Origin of the sequence: Roseibium salinum (assembly GCF_026240905.1) — a bacterium.
Classification (GTDB): Bacteria; Pseudomonadota; Alphaproteobacteria; order Rhizobiales; family Stappiaceae; genus Roseibium; species Roseibium salinum.
Genome location: NZ_JAPEVI010000003.1, coordinates 3,826,058 through 3,841,713, shown reverse-complemented (window position 1 = coordinate 3,841,713; position 15,656 = coordinate 3,826,058). Strand labels below are relative to the sequence as shown.

The window sequence follows — 15,656 nt, the reverse complement described above, 5'->3', positions numbered from 1 at the left end:
CCTCAGCTCATCACGACATTGACGGAGGATTCCGGCAGGTCTTCTCCAAAGCAACGCTGGTAGAACTCGGCCACGAGGGACTGCTCCATGTCGTCACACTTGTTGAGGAAGGTCAGGCGGAAGGCGAAACCGATATCGCCGAAGATCTGCGTGTTTTCCCCCAGGTGATCACCGTACGCGGGCTCATGACCGTCGACAGGTCGCCGTTGATGAAGGCGTTCCGGGTCATGTCGGCCAGGCGCACCATCTTGGAGACGATGTTGCGGCCCTCGTCCGTCTGGAAATGCTTGACCTTGGCCAGGACGATGTCGACCTCGTTGTCATGGGGCAGGTAGTTCAGCGTGGTAACGATCGACCAGCGGTCCATCTGGGCCTGGTTGATCTGCTGCGTACCGTGATAGAGGCCGGACGTGTCGCCGAGACCGACGGTGTTCGCCGTCGCAAACAGCCGGAACGCCGGGTGCGGCCGGATGACGCGGCTCTGGTCGAGCAGGGTCAGGCGCCCGGAGGATTCCAGGATACGCTGGATCACGAACATCACGTCGGGACGGCCCGCGTCATATTCATCGAACACCAGCGCGACATTGTGCTGGTACGCCCAGGGCAGGATGCCGTCGCGGAATTCGGTCACCTGCTGGCCTTCGCGCAGCACGATCGCATCCTTGCCGACCAGGTCGATACGGGAAATGTGGCTGTCCAGGTTGACACGGACACAGGGCCAGTTGAGCCGGGAGGCAACCTGCTCGATATGGGTCGATTTGCCCGTACCGTGATAGCCGGTCACCATCACGCGCCGGTTATGCGCGAAACCGGCGAGGATCGCCAGCGTGGTCGCTTTATCGAACAGATAGTCGTCGTCCCGGTCGGGCACATGCTCGGACGGCGCGGAAAATGCTGGAACCTTGAGGCTGGACTTGAAGCCAAAAACCTCTTCAACGGAAATCTCAGTGTCCGGCATGGCCATAGCCGCAGTCGTCGTCTCAGTCATCAGTCCTCCGCAATCCCGGCAATCTCGGGAAGGGTCATTTGGGAAAAGCCGGCAGATGCCTGCAGGCTTAAAGGAAACCGGCTTTTTTCAGGACATTGTAGGCCTGAATGATCTCCCGCAGGCGGTCTTCAGAAGATCTGTCACCGCCATTGGCGTCCGGATGGTTCAATTTCACCAGCTCCTTATAGCGCGCTTTTATTTCCGCGCCACGGGCTGAGTAGGGCAGATTGAGCACATCCAGCGAACGTTTTTCAAGCGCCAGCAGCTTTCTTTCGCGCGGACGCCGAGCCTGCGCCGCCCGCCGCTGCGCATTTTCGCGCATGCCGGCGCGGGCATCATACCCGTCCGGACCGGCAGCCGCCTGCTTGTTCACGCCCATTTTCCAGGTTGGACGGTGGCCGGTCAGGCTGTCCTTCTGGTACGTGCGCACGTCGTCGTCGCCCATGCCGACGAAGTAATTGTAGGTCTTGTTGTATTCGCGCACGTGATCAATGCAGAAATGGAAGTACTGCCCTTCCCGGTCACGCCCTTTCGGCGCCCGGTGCATCCCCGGCCGCTTACACCCCGGATGCTCACAGGCAGGATGACGGTCCTGCTCGGTCCGCTCCTTGTCCGGCTTCACGCGGATGCTGTCGAAAAGTTTTGAGTCCAGTTTCATGCGGCTGAATATCAAGATCCATCATGCTGCGGACAAGCCGCAGGTCGTTGTAATGATCCGGTTTCCAAAGCTAAGTTGCGTGTTCCGGTTCCCGGAAGTGGAACAGCCCATCACTCTATCAGGCACGGTCATGTCAGCAAAGACTTGAACTTTTAAAACAGTGCATACACGTTAGCCCCGGGACTCGTTAACATGAGTGAAACGGTGCAAACGACGACGCGCTGCGGGGAGCGGCCCCGCGGTCCGGTCCTGGGGCTTTCACGCGGCAGTTCAAAGCCGTTTGCCCACTCTATTCCAACCGGTTTTGTGAATTTGCGGGCCAAAAGACCATGAACACCAGACAGACGATCGCCGACAAGCTCAGCGCGGCCTTTTCACCCTCGTTCCTGAATGTGATAGACGAGTCCGACAAGCACAAGGGCCACGGCGGCTGGCGCGAGGGCGGCCAGACCCATTTTCGGGTGCAAATTGCCGCAGCGGCCTTTGAAGGCATGAACCGTGTCGCCCGACACCGGGCCGTGAATGACGTGCTGGCACACGAGCTGGCAAACGGCGTTCACGCCCTCGCCCTGGAAATCCGCGCCGACAGCGAACCCGACCCCCGCGCCATCAAGGTGGCGGAATAGGTCGCCGGCATCGGGGCCAAGCCACCTCAGACTGACTGTTCGCACACATACTTCATTTCGGACATGCGTGGCGCAGGCTGCGCCCGCCCTTGCTGGCGCCTGAGGTCTGCGGCAGTTACGAAGAAGAAGGCGCCGCGGACGTCACGCGTTGCACCTCGCCGCCCGACAGCGGGCGGACCTGGCCAAGCGGCATGATTCTCAGCCGCGTGATCCGGTTCCTCTCCCGCCGGAGGACGGTGAACCGGAAACCGTGAAACGTGAAGATCTGCCGCTCTTCCGGGATCATGCGCGCTTCGTGGATCACGAGGCCGGCGATGGTCGTTGCCTCGTCATCGGGCAGGTTCCAGTCGGCCGCACGGTTGAGATCGCGAATCGGGACCGACCCGTCGACGATCACCGAACCGTCCGCCTGCGGACGCAGGCCTTCCAGTTCCACGTCATGCTCGTCCGCGATCTCGCCGACGATTTCCTCCAGGATGTCCTCCAGCGTCACGAGGCCCATCACTTCGCCATACTCGTCCACCACGAGGGCAAAATGGGATTTGTGGCGCAGAAAGGCGTTGAGCTGGTCCTGCAGGCTGGTGGTATCGGGCACGAACCAGGCCGGCGCCGCAATTTCCAGGATGTTGATCTTCGCCGCATCGCCGCCGGCCGCATGCAGCGCGCGCAACAGGTCCTTGGCGTGAAGCACGCCGACGAAATTGTCGCTCTCTCCCTGCCACAGCGGCAGGCGCGTATAGGGCGAGCCGAGCGCCGCATTGACCAGATTGCCCGGATCGTCATCGGCGTTCAGCGCAAGCATGTTGGTGCGGTGAACCATGACATCGGAGACTTCGAGTTCGGCCAGGTCGAGCAGACCGCCAAGCCGGTCGCGCTCGCCTTTTTCGAGGCCGCCTTCGATATGCTGCAGATCGACCGCGCCGCGCAGTTCCTCATGCGCGGACAGGATGAACGTGTCATCCCTGACGTTGACGCCGACAACCCGCAGGATGTTGCGGACGATCCATTCCACGCCGATCACGATCGGCGCGAATACCGCGACCACGATGCGCAAGGTCGGGGAAACGGCAATCGCGAAACGCTCCGGGGCGGAGATTGCCCAGGTCTTCGGCAGCACTTCTGAAAACACCAGCACAAGCGCCGTCATCACCAGGGTTGCGAGCGCAACGCCCGCTTCGCCGAAAACGGACAGGAACACGCTCGTTGCCAGAGCCGATGCCATGATGTTGACGAGGTTGTTGCCAAGCAGAAGCGCACCGATCAGCCGCTCGCGCGACGCAATCAGCCGGCTCGCCACCCCCGCGCGCCAGTCACCGTTCTTTTCGATCTGATGCAGCCGGGCGCGCGACGCTGCGGTGAGCGCCGTTTCCGAACCGGAAAAAAAGCCCGATAGCATCAGGAGCACCAGGATGGCCGCGAGCGCCAGCCAGAGAGCTGTTACCGTCATGCCTCAAGTTTCTCCTTCAGGAAGTCTGCAACGAGAGCCGGATCGACGCCTTTCTCGACGAAAGCCTCACCGATCCCCCGGGTGAGAATGAATGTCAGAGCGCCGCGGCTCACCTTCTTGTCCTGCGCAATGATGTCCAGGAACGTCTCTGCCGGCGGCAGTTGCCCGGGAATATCCCGCACACGAACCGGCAGGCCGACATCCGTCAGGTGCCTGCGAACGCGCAAGACCGTGTCTTCGCCGGTAAGGCCGAGCCGCTCGGAAAACTCATGGGCGAGCATCATGCCGATGGCGACACCTTCGCCGTGGACCAGACGCTCCGTCTCGTAGGACACGGCCGCTTCCAGAGCGTGACCGAAAGTGTGGCCCAGGTTGAGCAGTGCCCGCCGGCCCGATTCCAGTTCGTCCGCGGCGACCACCTCGGCCTTTGCCTGACAGGAGCGGGCCACGGCCTCGTCCCGTTCCGGCCCGCCCGCGAAAACCGCCTGCCAGTTGTCTTCAAGCCAGGCGAAGAACTCCGCATCGCCCAGAAGCCCGTATTTGGCGACTTCCGCGTAGCCGGAACGGAAATCGCGCGGGGCAAGCGTGTCCAGAACGGCCGTATCGGCCAGCACGAGGACGGGCTGGTGAAACGCGCCGATCAGGTTCTTGCCGTGCCTGGAATTGATGCCGGTCTTGCCGCCGACGGAGCTGTCCACCTGGGCCAGCAATGTCGTCGGCACCTGGATGAAGGCCATGCCCCGGCGCACGGCCGAAGCGGCAAAGCCGGTCAGGTCGCCGACCACTCCGCCGCCAAGCGCGACGACCGCATCGCCGCGCTCCAGGCGGGCGGCGAGGATTTCATCGCACAGCCGCTCGAATTCCCGGAAACACTTGGTGCTTTCTCCGGCGGGAACCGTAATTGCCCTATGGTCCAGCCCCGCCGCCGTCAGGCTTTGCGAAAAGGCCTTCAGATGCAGGCGTGCGACGGTCTCGTCGGCAACGACTGCCAGACGCGCTCCGGGCAGCACGGCGGCAATCTCCGCCCCCGCGCTCGCCAGCAGACCGCGCCCGATCCTGATGTCGTAACCGCGCGTGCCCAGGTCCACCCGGACCACATTCGCGTCCCCTCCGGATCCGTTTTCCGCCACTGCCGTCTCTGCCATGTTGCACGCTTCGAATGTCATGTTGAACTCTGCGGGACGTTGCCGTCCTCGCCCTGGAACAGGTGGTCCGCCAGCGCATCGATGATCTGGTTCACCACCGCTTCATGCGGAACGTCCCGCGATGTCACCGTCAGGGACGCTCTGGCATAGACCGGTTCACGCTCCGACAGAAGATTGCGCATCGTGCCTTCGGGATCGGGATTTTGCAGGAGCGGACGGGTCGCGCGCCGGCGCACCCTGGCCATGACGGTGTCGAAATCCACCTTCAGCCATATGGACACACCGTGTTCGGCAATTTCCTCGCGGGTTGCCGCACTCATGAAAGCACCGCCGCCGGTGGCCAGAACCTGGGGCCCTTCCCGCAACAGCCTGGCAATCACCCGCTCCTCGCCGCTGCGGAAATAGCGTTCGCCGTGCTCCGCGAAAATCTCGGATACCGTCATGTTGGCGGCCCGTTCGATTTCCGAATCCGCATCGACGAACTCAAGGCCGAGCCGATGCGCGAGGCGTTTTCCGACCGTCGACTTGCCGCAACCCATGATGCCGACGAGCACGATCGACCGGCTCCCGAGGACTTCCACCAGGCGGCCCAGGTCGACGGTTTTCGCTGTCATGTCCGCGTCGCCTGCATCCGGGCGCCGCATCTTGTCGTAGTCCTTCATGGCGGCGTTTTAGCATATTCGTCGAAAAAGACACGGGGGAAGTCATGCCGGGACTGCTTGAATATCAGCTGCCCCAGCCTTGCGCCCGCCCCGCGCTTGCTGGAACAATCCAACATCCGATCTCGCCGGAGCATCTTGCGTTCGGATCAACGCAAGATGCTCCGGAACTTTGAGCGATCAACTTTCTGCCTTCAGGAAGCTTAACCTGAATGCAGGTTGATCTAGTCTGGAGACCCGACGTGCCGACCCTGACCCGCCTGCTGCTTGTGCTTTTGTTGCTGGGCGCTCTCGGCTACGGCGCGATCTACGCTCTGGCGAATTTTGTCGACCCGCGTGAACGGGAGATCACGGTGCGGGTGAAGAAGGACGGGTTCGGCCGCTGATGGCAACTGGCTTCGACCTGGAGAATTTCCTGGAAATGCTCGCGGCGGAACGCGGCGCGGCCGACAACACGCTTGCCGGCTACCGGCGGGACCTGGAGGACTTTGCCGGTTTTCTGGGACGCAAGACGCTGGCCGCCGCCCAGCCGGAAGACATCTCCGCCTATATGGGCGACCTGACGCGGCGCGGCTTTGCGAAAAGCTCGCAGGCCAGGCGCCTCTCCGCCCTGAAGCAGTTCTACAAGTTTCTTTATGCCGAAGGCAGCCGGGAGGACGACCCGACCCGCACCCTCTCGGCGCCGAAAAAAGCGGCAGCCTGCCCAAGGTGCTGTCGATCGAAGAGGTCGACACGCTGATCGAAACGGCGCGGGCCGAGAGCGAAAAACCGCAAAAGAGTGCCGCGGCCCGGCTGCGTGCCCAGCGCATGTACACGCTGATCGAGGTGCTCTATGCCACCGGCCTGCGCGTTTCCGAACTCGTCGCCCTTCCGGTCACGGCGGCGTTGCGCGATGCCCGGCTCATCGAGATCAAGGGTAAGGGCGGCAAGGAGCGCCTGGTGCCGCTCTCCCGGGCCGCGCAGGCGGCCATGAAGGACTATGTCGGCCTGCGCGCCGCGGAAGGCGCTTATGAAAAAGCCCCTGGCTTTTCCCGTCCCGTGGCGACAGCGGCCATCTGACCCGACAGCATTTTGCGCGCGACCTGAAAGACCTGGCCATATCCGCCGGCCTCGACGCCTCGAAGGTTTCGCCGCACGTCCTGCGTCACGCCTTTGCCTCTCACCTTCTGCAGAACGGTGCCGACCTGCGCGTGGTCCAGCAACTGCTCGGCCATGCCGACATTTCCACCACGCAGATCTATACCCACGTTCTGGACGAACGCCTGCGCGAACTGGTGGAAACGGCGCATCCGCTCGCCAAGAGATGAAATCCGGGGCTCTATTGCGCTGCAGCAATTCACACCCTAAACTCCGCTGCCTAAATTTTTCGCACCGGAACCGTCCCTATGCTGCACCCTGCCAGCGACTATGACACGCTGAAAGCCCGCTTCGAGTGGTCCGTGCCGAATATCTACAACATGGCAGGCGCGGTCAGCGACCGGTGGGCGGTCCAGGATCCGGACCGCCTTGCCATCCGGCATGTGCTGGCCGACGGGTCCCATCGGGACTGGAGCCACAAGGCCCTCAACGACGCCGCCAACCGGTTCGCCAACGTCCTGTGCGCCAAGGGCGTGCAGCAAGGCGACAGGGTCGCCCTGCTGCTGCCGCAGATCCCGCAGACGGCGATCGCCCATCTCGGCGCCTACAAGATGGGCGCCGTCGCCGTGCCGCTCGCGGCGCTTTTCGGCCTGGACGCCCTGCGCTACCGGCTGTCGGATTCGGGAGCCAGGGTTCTTGTGACGGATACGGCAGGCCTTTCGAAACTCGCGGAGATCCGTAACGACCTTGCCGATCTGGAATTGCTGATCTCGGTCGACGGCCCGGAAACCGGGACGGAATCCTTTGACAGGCTCTTGTCCGGAGCCTCGGGCCGTTTCGAGACGCTGAAGACGTCGCCGGACGATCCGGCCCTGATGATCTACACGTCCGGAACGACCGGCCAGCCCAAGGGTGTCCTGCACGGGCACCGGGTCCTGCCCGGTCACATGCCGGGCATTTCGCTGTCGCAGAATTTTCTCGGCCGGGACGGCGACATGCTGTGGACGCCGGCCGACTGGGCCTGGGCGGGCGGGCTCTTGAACGCGCTGTTTCCCGCGCTCGCGCTCGGCGTCCCCGTGGTCTCCCATGCCTTCAGGAAATTCGACCCGGAATTCGCCTTTCATCTGCTGGAGCGCCAGGAGATCCGCAACGCCTTTATTCCGCCGACCGCCCTCAAGATGCTGCGGGCGGTCGAGCGGCCGGGCAAGCGGTTCAGGCTCAACTGGCGCAGCGTCGGTTCGGCGGGCGAATCCCTCGGGCGCGAAACCTATGACTGGTTCGCCGACGAGTTCGGCTTTCCGGTGAACGAGTTCTACGGCCAGACCGAATGCAACGCCGTCCTCGGCTCAGCCGCGGAAATCGGCGTCACCCGGTCCGGCGCCATCGGCAAGGCCATTCCCGGTCATGAGGTCGCCATCATCGACGCTGCCGGCAATCCCCTGCCTGCGGAATCGCTCGGGCAGATCGCCATCCGCCGGCCCGATCCGGTCATGTTCCTGAGGTACTGGAACAAGCCGGAGGCGACAGAAGAAAAATTCATCGGCGAATGGATGGTCACCGGCGACCAGGGCGTGATCGACGAGGACGGCTATATCCATTTCATCGGCCGCGACGACGACATCATTACCTCCGCCAGCTACCGCATCGGTCCGGGCGAAATCGAGGATTGCCTGATCAGGCACCCCGCCGTGGCCCTGTCAGCGGCCGTCGGCAAACCCGACCCGCTGCGCACGGAAGTCGTCAAGGCCTATGTGGTCCTGAAGTCCGGGCAGGAGCCCGGCAAGGCGCTGGAAGACGACATACGAACCTTTGTCCGCGAGCGCCTGTCGGCACACGAATACCCGCGCGAGATCGAGTTCGTGGAGTCGCTGCCCATGACCACGACCGGCAAGGTCATCCGCCGTAAACTGCGCGAGCTGGCGCGCGAAGAAGCCTCGCGCGGCTCTACCTCTTGAGCCTTTGCCTTACCGAGCGGGCCAGCCGCCGCAGGGCCTGTTCGGCGGCAAGATCCGCGGTCGCCAGACGCAGCTTCAGGCTGCCGGCGGCGCCTTGGGCAAGGACCATCGTGCCGGTCTCCAACCGTCCGCGCCACAGCGGTTCGATCATCGAATGGCCCGGAACGGCGAGGGAATCGGCGCCCATGAAGCCGGGCAGCGCCAGGTTCTGCCGGAAGGTGTAGAGCGCGATCTGCGCGCCGGGCGAATAGCGCCCGTAAGCCTCGTCGAAGGCGATCTTCCAGGAGAACACCTGCCCGCCCGCCTCTATCAGCACAAGCGAGGCGATGAGCCTGTCACCGGACCAGAACTGATCGATACGCACACGGCCAAGACGGGCGAGACCGGCGATCGCCTCGAGGGAAAAAGCCGCCGTTTGCGGCTTGCTGATCAGCGCCGTGCCCGACCGGCCCTTCCACCCGGAGGCTTCCAGGGCCAGAAATTCCTCAAAACCGCGGGATGCATCGGACTCCGTGAGGCTCTCGAACCGGCTCGCGCCATCTTCATCCAGGCGGCGGAGAAGGCGGCGCATTTCCTTGCGCCGCTTGCCGCTGAAGGCAGCCTCGAGTTGCGCCTCACCCGCAGCGCCGGCATCGTGACCGGCACGCTTCTCCCGGGCCGCAATGGCAAGCGGCCCGATATCGGCGCCGGTGAGCCGGCTCGCCGTCTGCGAGGCCAGCGGCAAATAGGGAATGGCAAGCAGCCCGCCGGGGCCGGCCGCGCCGTCAAAAAAGCAGCGCACGACCTCCGCATCCGTGCCCGGATGCATCAGCGGTGTGCCGAGCGGGGAATAATCGGTTGCCCAGAGGGTCGCAACCGGCACGGCGAGGCCGATGCGACGCCTCGCCACCGGCGCTGCCATCAGCCAGGTTCCTGTGTCCCGCTCCCGTACCACTGCGAGGCGGACAGCCGCTCCGGCCATGTTCTTCACATAAGGGCGCAGAAAAGCCGGGCCGAAAAAGGGATTGGGGTCGAGAGCGCCGTCGCACAATTGCTGCCAGTCGCCTGCGGCAGGCAGATCGCCCAGCGGGTCGAGGTCGGCAAACTCCAGGCGGGAGGAGACGTTCTCACTGATCAACCGGCCGGTCCTTCCGTGCAAGAAGCAATGGCAGAACGAACGTGGTGATATTGAGCTTCTGTTTCGCGACAAGGGCGAGCGCCGTTGCCTCGAACAGGATGGCGCAGCTCGTGGCAATGGCTGCTCCGGCGAGGCCCAGCAGCGGGATCAGGATGAGATTGAAGGCGACATTCAGCATGAATGTCGTGGCATAAATGCCCGCACAGGCATTCTGGTGTCCCGTCATGGACAAGAGCGCATCGGCCGGTCCGACCGAGGCCCGGGCGAGAACGCCGATCATCAGCAGGGCGATCAGCACGTAGCCGCTTTCAAATCCGCTCCCGAAGAGCCTCAGCAGCAAGGGTGCGATCACCAACAGGCCCGCCCCGGCCAGAAGCGACGGCCAGAACGTCCAATGGGTCATCCGGCGCATGTAATCGGCAAGTCCGGCTTCATCCCGGCTGTGGGTGAAGCTTGAGATCCGGTGGGCCGAAGCGGCCCGAACGGCAAAATAGACGAAGTGGACGAGCGCCAGCGTCTTGGAGGCGGCGAAATAGACCGCGACCTCATCCGGGTTCCGGAAAAAGCTGACCATGATGACGTCCGCGCTGGTGATCAGCTGCAGGAACCCTTCCACCAGAAGCATCGGCATGGAAACCGCCAGCCACGACGTCATTTCGATCCGGTACGGCCCGGCGGGGATCTGCGGCGCCAGCCGCCTGCTCAGATGAACATACTGGTAGAGCGCGACGATCATGGTGGCCGCGACCGCCACGGCCGCCGTCGTCCGCGCGTCCGTCTGGCCACCTGCGAGCGCCACCGCGACCAGAAGGACGAGGATCGCCAGCGGCCGCCAGATATAGGTCGGCAGCATGGCAAGGGAAGACCAGTCGTAGCTGCGGGCGATACCGTCCTGGATCAGGGCGAAGGCGAAGAACGGCAGGGCGAGGAGTGCGATCAGGAGGGGAGCAACGTAATACGGCTCGATGACCGGTCCGAGCAGGTAGATCACCGCGCTCGCCGCCGCGGCTGCCGCCGCGCCGATCAGGAACGCGGTCCAGCGTGCCGCACGCATGAAGCCGCGCAGCCGTTCGTAATCCCGGGCCTGCAGATACTGAGGAACGAACCGGGTGGCCGACGTCGAAAAGCCGCCACAGGACATGGCGCCGAGAACGATCACCACGGTCCAGGCGACCGAATAGATCCCGTAGTCATGCGCGCCCATGAGGCGCGCCAGGACGATTTGTGACAGATAGGCAAGCGCCGCGCCCGCGATGCGGACGAAGAACGTGGAGATGGCCATCCGGCCGGACGCTTCCTCAAGGATCTGCGCGCCCAATGCCTGAACCCGGGCCGGGCTGAGAAAACGCCTTGTGCGGGAAACAGCGGAAAATCGCACGAACGGGCCCCTTTATGAACACCACTCGGCATTTGTGACATGAGGGACTTAATATTCCGTCGCCGTGCTCCCGCTTCCGCAGCGCCACCCGCGCAAATTAGGGCTTGACCGGAATCACGGTCTCGGTCACAAGTAGGAACATAACGGGAACACATTCGCATCGATACCGAATTTGTTCCCGTTCCCGACGACAACGGAAAGCCTGTTCCATGTGCCGGTTGTCGTCCCCTTGTTGCGGATGTTGAGGGCTGCCTCCCTTCGCTCCGCAGTTTGGTCCGGTCCCTGCTATCGCCGCCATCCGCAGGGGCCGGACACCCCCTTTTCGCTCCGCTATTCCTCGATCGCTTCGACGTAGTACCAGCGCCCGGCCTTTTTGCGGAAACGGCTGAGCTCCCGGTGCGTGGTCAGCCGGCCGCCGGACAGATACTTCGCCTCGAACAGCACCGTCCCTTCCCGCTCGCCCTCACCGCCCTTTTCGGTTTTCAGCACGGTCAGGCCGGCCCAGTGGTTTTCCGCCGCCCACCGGGCGGTGGCCGCCGGGTCGAAACCGTCCTGATGTTTCGGCCAGAGCGTGTCTTTCAGATAGGAAATCCGCTGACGGACATAGGCGGAATAACGCGAGCGCATCAGCGCCTCGGCCGTTTCCGGCACGGCCAGTCCGTCGAGAAAAGGACCGCAGCACTGGTCGAACGTCCTGCCGCTGCCGCAGCAACAAAGATCCGCCGCCATCTTCATCTCCTCAAATCAAACGTCCCGGCTGTCTACCACTTGGCCTTTCGCGCCGCTATGGTGCCGGGACATTCGCCGCCAACGGGCCCCCTGCAATGAAGCTTGCAACCTTCAACCTGGAATCCTTCGGCTCCAACCGTTTCGAGACGGACGAGCTGAAACCGCGCCTGGAGGCGTTGCGGCCGAAGATCCTGGAACTCGACGCCGATATTCTCTGTCTTCAGGAGGTAAACGCACAGAAGATCAAAGGCGCTCCGCACAGGCAGTTCAAGGCGCTCGACTTATTGCTGCGCGGCACCCCCTATGCCGACTATCACCGCGCATTCAGCGAAAGGGCCCCGGGCAAGGGACCGGGCCAGAGGCACAACCTGGTGGTCCTGTCCCGCTACCCGGTCCTCTCCTCCGGCAGTCTCTTCCAGACCCACTCGCATCCCCCCTACTGGAACCCGAAAACGGCGGTGCCGCCCTACGACGAGCCGCAGAAGGTGGTGTTCGAAAGACCCATCCTGACGGCGGTGATCGACATCGGCACGGAGCGGCCGCTGCATCTCTTCGTGGTGCACCTGCGCGCCCCGATTGCCGCTGCGATCCGCGGCGGCAAGTCAGATGCCGGCACCTGGAAAGGCGTCGCAACCTGGGCGGAAGGTTATCAGCTCTCGGTGCTGAAACAGGCCGCCCAGGCCCTGGAGCTGCGCCTTGCGGTCGAGGAAGTGTTTGACGGCGATGAGCAGGCGCAGATCATTCTGGCAGGCGATTTCAACGCGACAAGCGAAACCGGAACCCTGCGCATGCTGCTGGCCGACCCGGACGACACCGGCGCGCCCGACCTTGTCTCGCGCAGGCTATACCTGCTCGACGCCGCCCTGCCGCGGACCCAGCGGCAAACAGTCCTGCACAAGGGCAGGGGCCAGGCCCTCGATCATATCCTCGCAAGCGCGGAAATGACCGGCCGGACCACCGATGTGAGGGTCTACAACGCCAACCTTCTCGACGAGGTCTTCGATGCCGGCAACGAATTCGCCGGCTCGTTTCACGCCGCCATGCGCGCCGAGTTCGAGCTTTAGAACACATCGGGCCGAGGTTCAGGGGCCGGTGATGACAACGGTGCCCTCGGGCCGTTACGACGTTTGCCGGCAGTTTCCAATCTGTACGTGGCGATGACAAGAGCAGTGGGGCCCTTCCCCGAAGCGGCATCCCCGACTCGATCGGGGCTCTATTGGCTTCTCAACAGGTTATGAAATCGCAGCTGGATCGCTGTCTGTGCAGCACGAGCCAGTTCGAACGCAGCCCCTCTGGACATGATTAGATCCCCGATCAAGTCGGGGACGACTTCAGAGTGAGAGGCCCGCGAAGGCGCTGCTCAGAGCAGGCGGACCGACTATTTGCTGTCGCCGTCACCCTCAGGCGAAAGCGAGGTGATATAGGCGGCAAGATTGGCGATTTCGACGTTGCGCAGGCTCATGTCCGGCATTTTTGGATGCGGGTCCACAAGGAAAGTCGCCAGCGCTTCTTCCGTCCAACCCGGACTTTCCGCGATGTCATAGAAGCTCGGCAGGGCAACCAGCGCTACCCTTTCCTGGTCTTCGGCAACAAGGTGACAGGCAGCGCACCAGCGCAGTGCCAGTACCTTGCCCGCGGCAGGATCGCCCGCGTGGGCCGCAGCCGTTCCGGCAGCAAGATACAGTCCGGCAACGGCGACCTGAAGGCGGAGCATCTTCCACCCCGGGGCGGTATTCACTTTGCTGGGCACGCTGTTCATGGAACCTTTCCCCCGGAACTCCCGGCTCACCTGGATCAGCTTACGACAATTCTCAGAGATTTACGCATCCGCGCTCCCTCCGCCTTGCGTTGGATCAAGCCCCGCGCGGAAACGCAACCTTTAGGCGATTTCCTGTTGCCTCTCCCGCGAGGCTTTTGCAAACTCCAGGTTCAATCAGATCCCGGAGAGAAAGATGGCCCGCACCCTGAAGTTCGTTCTTTGCGCCGTTTCCGTTGCAGTAGCGCTGATTGTCCCTCCGGGGCAGTCTCCGCAGGCGCAGGAATCTCCCATCTATTCGCTTCGCGACCGCTTCCAGCCGGTAACGGCTGAAAACGGCATGGTCGCAAGCCAGGAGGCGGTGGCGACCGGGGTCGGCGTCGACATCCTGCAAAAGGGCGGCAATGCGGTCGATGCCGCAATCGCGACGGGATTCGCTCTCGCCGTCACCTTGCCCCGGGCCGGCAATCTCGGCGGCGGCGGTTTCATGCTCATCCATATGGCCGAAAGCGGCGAGACCAAAGCGCTGGATTACCGCGAAAAGGCGCCGGCAGCCGCCTTCAAGGACATGTTCCTCGGAGAGGATGGCCAACCGGACACGGAAAAATCGCGCTTTTCGGGCCTCGCCATCGGCGTTCCGGGTACGGTTGCCGGATTTGGGGAAGCCTTCGACAAGTACGGCAGCGGCAACCTGACCTGGGAGGAGCTGGTTGCCCCGGCAATCGAGCTGGCGGAATCCGGCATCACCGTCACGCCGGGCCTTTCCGCGGCGCTGACCGCGGCAGCGCCGCGCCTGACCAAGGATCCGGCAAGCGCGGCCATTTTCTACAAGGAGAATTCCGTTGCCTATGAACCGGGCGAAACCCTCAGACAGACCGATCTCGCCGGAACCCTGCAGTTGATCGCCGAACAGGGCCCGGAAGGCTTCTACCAGGGCGCGGTGGCGGAATACATCGCCGCCAAGGTCCAGGCGGCCGGCGGCGGCATGACCGTTGAGGACCTGGCCGCCTATCAGCCGGTCTGGCGCGACCCGGTCACCGGCTCTTATCGCGGCTACGAAATCGCCTCCATGCCGCCGCCCTCGTCCGGCGGCGTGCACATCGTTGAAATCCTCAACATGCTGGAAGCCTATCCGGTCAGTGAATACGGCCCGAACTCCGCCGATACCATCCACGTCATGGCCGAGGCCATGCGCCGGGCCTATGCGGACCGGTCGAAATATCTGGGCGATCCGGACTTTGTCAGCGTTCCCGTCAAGGGCCTGACCTCTCCCGCTTACGCAGCCGAACTGATCAAGACCATCAAGATGGATGCGGCGACCTCCTCCGCCGATGTGAAGCCGGGCGACCCGTTCCCGTATGAAAGCAACGAGACCACCCATTTTTCGGTCGTCGACAAGGACGGCAACGCGGTGTCCAACACCTACACGCTGAACTTTTCCTACGGCGTCGGCCTCACCGCCGACGGCACCGGCGTTCTCCTCAACAACGAGCTCGACGACTTTTCCGCCAAGCCCGGCGTTCCCAACGCCTACGGCCTGATCGGCGGCACGGCCAACGCGGTCGAGGGTGAAAAGCGGCCGCTGTCTTCCATGAGCCCGACGCTGGTGTTCAAGGACGGGGACCTTTATCTGGCGACCGGCTCGCCGGGTGGCAGCCGCATCATCACCACGACGCTGCAGATCATCATGAACGTCATCGATCATGAGATGAACATCGCCGAAGCCACGGCGGCGCCGCGCATCCACCATCAGTGGCTGCCGGACGAAATCCGCATCGAGGAAGGCCTGTCGCCGGACACGATCCGGCTTCTGGAAGCGCGCGGCCACCAGGTGGAGGTCAAGAACGCCATGGGCTCCACTCAATCGATCATGAAGGCGGACGGCGTCCTTGCCGGGGCCTCCGACCCGCGGCGCGTGGGAGCGCTGACCGCGGGCTACTGAGAGCCACGCACCGCGATTGGTCGGATGATACGTCCCTTGCACGCACGGGGATGACCACCGGGGGCTCCTGCTCTGCTCCCCGACAACAAGCGCACATGTTGCTTGATGTGCCACCGTTCCCGCGGTGGCACGTCCAACGGCCTCGGATCTGCTGCATTGCAATAGCCGCCGCCAAACGG

13 protein-coding genes and 2 pseudogenes are annotated in these 15,656 nt (G+C 63.5%); 6 read left to right on the top strand and 9 right to left on the bottom strand.

What is annotated here, in order from left to right:
- Positions 1 to 2 precede the first annotated feature (2 nt).
- Positions 3 to 988, bottom strand: a pseudogene (cobS, locus tag ON753_RS22425) (cobaltochelatase subunit CobS).
- A gap of 67 nt (positions 989 to 1,055) precedes the next feature.
- Positions 1,056 to 1,646, bottom strand: a complete 591-nt coding sequence (locus tag ON753_RS22420; protein ID WP_265967239.1) for a DnaJ domain-containing protein — start codon at positions 1,644 to 1,646, stop codon at positions 1,056 to 1,058.
- A 329-nt stretch (positions 1,647 to 1,975) separates the two neighbouring features.
- Here ON753_RS22420 and ON753_RS22415 point away from each other — a divergent pair, with 329 nt between their 5' ends.
- A complete protein-coding gene (locus ON753_RS22415) occupies positions 1,976 to 2,272 on the top strand; it encodes a BolA family protein (RefSeq protein ID WP_265965612.1) in 297 nt (98 codons plus the stop codon).
- A gap of 115 nt (positions 2,273 to 2,387) precedes the next feature.
- Here ON753_RS22415 and ON753_RS22410 read toward each other — a convergent pair whose 3' ends face one another.
- Genes ON753_RS22410 through ON753_RS22400 form a run of 3 tightly spaced genes read right to left on the bottom strand, consistent with a single transcriptional unit; the run spans position 2,388 to position 5,478 of the window.
- Complete coding sequence (locus ON753_RS22410) at positions 2,388 to 3,719, bottom strand: HlyC/CorC family transporter (RefSeq protein WP_265965609.1); 1,332 nt, start codon at positions 3,717 to 3,719, stop codon at positions 2,388 to 2,390.
- Positions 3,716 to 4,864 (bottom strand): 3-dehydroquinate synthase, encoded by a 1,149-nt coding sequence (gene aroB, locus ON753_RS22405; RefSeq protein WP_265967238.1) that lies wholly within the window; start codon positions 4,862 to 4,864, stop codon positions 3,716 to 3,718. The genes ON753_RS22410 and aroB overlap by 4 nt, the downstream gene beginning before the upstream one ends.
- A 17-nt stretch (positions 4,865 to 4,881) precedes the next feature.
- Positions 4,882 to 5,478, bottom strand: coding sequence for a shikimate kinase (locus ON753_RS22400; protein WP_265965607.1), 597 nt, complete (start codon positions 5,476 to 5,478; stop codon positions 4,882 to 4,884).
- Between the two features lie 257 nt (positions 5,479 to 5,735).
- Here ON753_RS22400 and ON753_RS22395 point away from each other — a divergent pair, with 257 nt between their 5' ends.
- From ON753_RS22395 to ON753_RS22380, 3 genes and pseudogenes are all read left to right on the top strand, one after another.
- Positions 5,736 to 5,909, top strand: a complete 174-nt coding sequence (locus ON753_RS22395) for a hypothetical protein (RefSeq protein WP_265967292.1) — start codon at positions 5,736 to 5,738, stop codon at positions 5,907 to 5,909.
- Positions 5,909 to 6,830, top strand: a pseudogene (gene xerD / locus ON753_RS26765) (site-specific tyrosine recombinase XerD). The gene ON753_RS22395 and the pseudogene xerD overlap by 1 nt, the downstream one beginning before the upstream one ends.
- 78 nt (positions 6,831 to 6,908) lie before the next feature.
- On the top strand, positions 6,909 to 8,555 hold the full coding sequence (locus tag ON753_RS22380) for an AMP-binding protein (RefSeq protein ID WP_265965603.1): 1,647 nt from the start codon (positions 6,909 to 6,911) through the stop codon (positions 8,553 to 8,555).
- Here ON753_RS22380 and ON753_RS22375 read toward each other — a convergent pair.
- The 3 genes from ON753_RS22375 to ON753_RS22365 all read right to left on the bottom strand — a co-directional run bounded on the left by ON753_RS22375 (position 8,545) and on the right by ON753_RS22365 (position 11,779).
- Positions 8,545 to 9,672 (bottom strand): GNAT family N-acetyltransferase, encoded by a 1,128-nt coding sequence (locus ON753_RS22375; RefSeq protein WP_265965601.1) that lies wholly within the window; start codon positions 9,670 to 9,672, stop codon positions 8,545 to 8,547. The two genes, ON753_RS22380 and ON753_RS22375, sit on opposite strands and share 11 nt — an antisense overlap.
- The gene (locus ON753_RS22370) at positions 9,662 to 11,050 is read right to left on the bottom strand and encodes a lipopolysaccharide biosynthesis protein (protein ID WP_265965600.1); all 1,389 of its coding nucleotides are present in this window, start codon (positions 11,048 to 11,050) and stop codon (positions 9,662 to 9,664) included. Before ON753_RS22370 ends, ON753_RS22375 begins: the two co-directional genes overlap by 11 nt.
- 330 nt (positions 11,051 to 11,380) lie before the next feature.
- Positions 11,381 to 11,779 (bottom strand): YchJ family protein, encoded by a 399-nt coding sequence (locus tag ON753_RS22365; protein WP_265965597.1) that lies wholly within the window; start codon positions 11,777 to 11,779, stop codon positions 11,381 to 11,383.
- 95 nt (positions 11,780 to 11,874) lie between these two features.
- Between ON753_RS22365 and ON753_RS22360 the strand changes: the two genes are divergently transcribed.
- Positions 11,875 to 12,843, top strand: coding sequence for an endonuclease/exonuclease/phosphatase family protein (locus ON753_RS22360; RefSeq protein ID WP_265965595.1), 969 nt, complete (start codon positions 11,875 to 11,877; stop codon positions 12,841 to 12,843).
- 314 nt (positions 12,844 to 13,157) lie between these two features.
- Here the strand turns inward: ON753_RS22360 and ON753_RS22355 are convergent, their stop codons facing one another.
- Positions 13,158 to 13,538: a c-type cytochrome gene (locus ON753_RS22355; protein WP_265965593.1), complete on the bottom strand. Its 381-nt coding sequence runs from the start codon at positions 13,536 to 13,538 to the stop codon at positions 13,158 to 13,160.
- 193 nt (positions 13,539 to 13,731) lie between these two features.
- Here ON753_RS22355 and ggt point away from each other — a divergent pair, with 193 nt between their 5' ends.
- On the top strand, positions 13,732 to 15,477 hold the full coding sequence (gene ggt / locus ON753_RS22350) for a gamma-glutamyltransferase (protein ID WP_265965591.1): 1,746 nt from the start codon (positions 13,732 to 13,734) through the stop codon (positions 15,475 to 15,477).
- Positions 15,478 to 15,656: the final 179 nt, after the last annotated feature.

What these genes read in the sequence shown, in the direction of transcription:
- ON753_RS22415 (WP_265965612.1), top strand. Translation starts at nt 1,976, where the DNA reads ATGAACACCAGACAGACGATCGCCGACAAGCTCAGCGCGGCCTTTTCA.
- ON753_RS22400 (WP_265965607.1), bottom strand. Translation starts at nt 5,478, where the DNA reads ATGACAGCGAAAACCGTCGACCTGGGCCGCCTGGTGGAAGTCCTCGGG.
- ON753_RS22355 (WP_265965593.1), bottom strand. Translation starts at nt 13,538, where the DNA reads ATGAACAGCGTGCCCAGCAAAGTGAATACCGCCCCGGGGTGGAAGATG.
- ON753_RS22420 (WP_265967239.1), bottom strand. Translation starts at nt 1,646, where the DNA reads ATGAAACTGGACTCAAAACTTTTCGACAGCATCCGCGTGAAGCCGGAC.
- ON753_RS22365 (WP_265965597.1), bottom strand. Translation starts at nt 11,779, where the DNA reads ATGGCGGCGGATCTTTGTTGCTGCGGCAGCGGCAGGACGTTCGACCAG.
- ON753_RS22360 (WP_265965595.1), top strand. Translation starts at nt 11,875, where the DNA reads ATGAAGCTTGCAACCTTCAACCTGGAATCCTTCGGCTCCAACCGTTTC.
- ON753_RS22380 (WP_265965603.1), top strand. Translation starts at nt 6,909, where the DNA reads ATGCTGCACCCTGCCAGCGACTATGACACGCTGAAAGCCCGCTTCGAG.
- ON753_RS22410 (WP_265965609.1), bottom strand. Translation starts at nt 3,719, where the DNA reads ATGACGGTAACAGCTCTCTGGCTGGCGCTCGCGGCCATCCTGGTGCTC.
- ON753_RS22395 (WP_265967292.1), top strand. Translation starts at nt 5,736, where the DNA reads ATGCAGGTTGATCTAGTCTGGAGACCCGACGTGCCGACCCTGACCCGC.
- ggt (WP_265965591.1), top strand. Translation starts at nt 13,732, where the DNA reads ATGGCCCGCACCCTGAAGTTCGTTCTTTGCGCCGTTTCCGTTGCAGTA.
- aroB (WP_265967238.1), bottom strand. Translation starts at nt 4,864, where the DNA reads ATGGCAGAGACGGCAGTGGCGGAAAACGGATCCGGAGGGGACGCGAAT.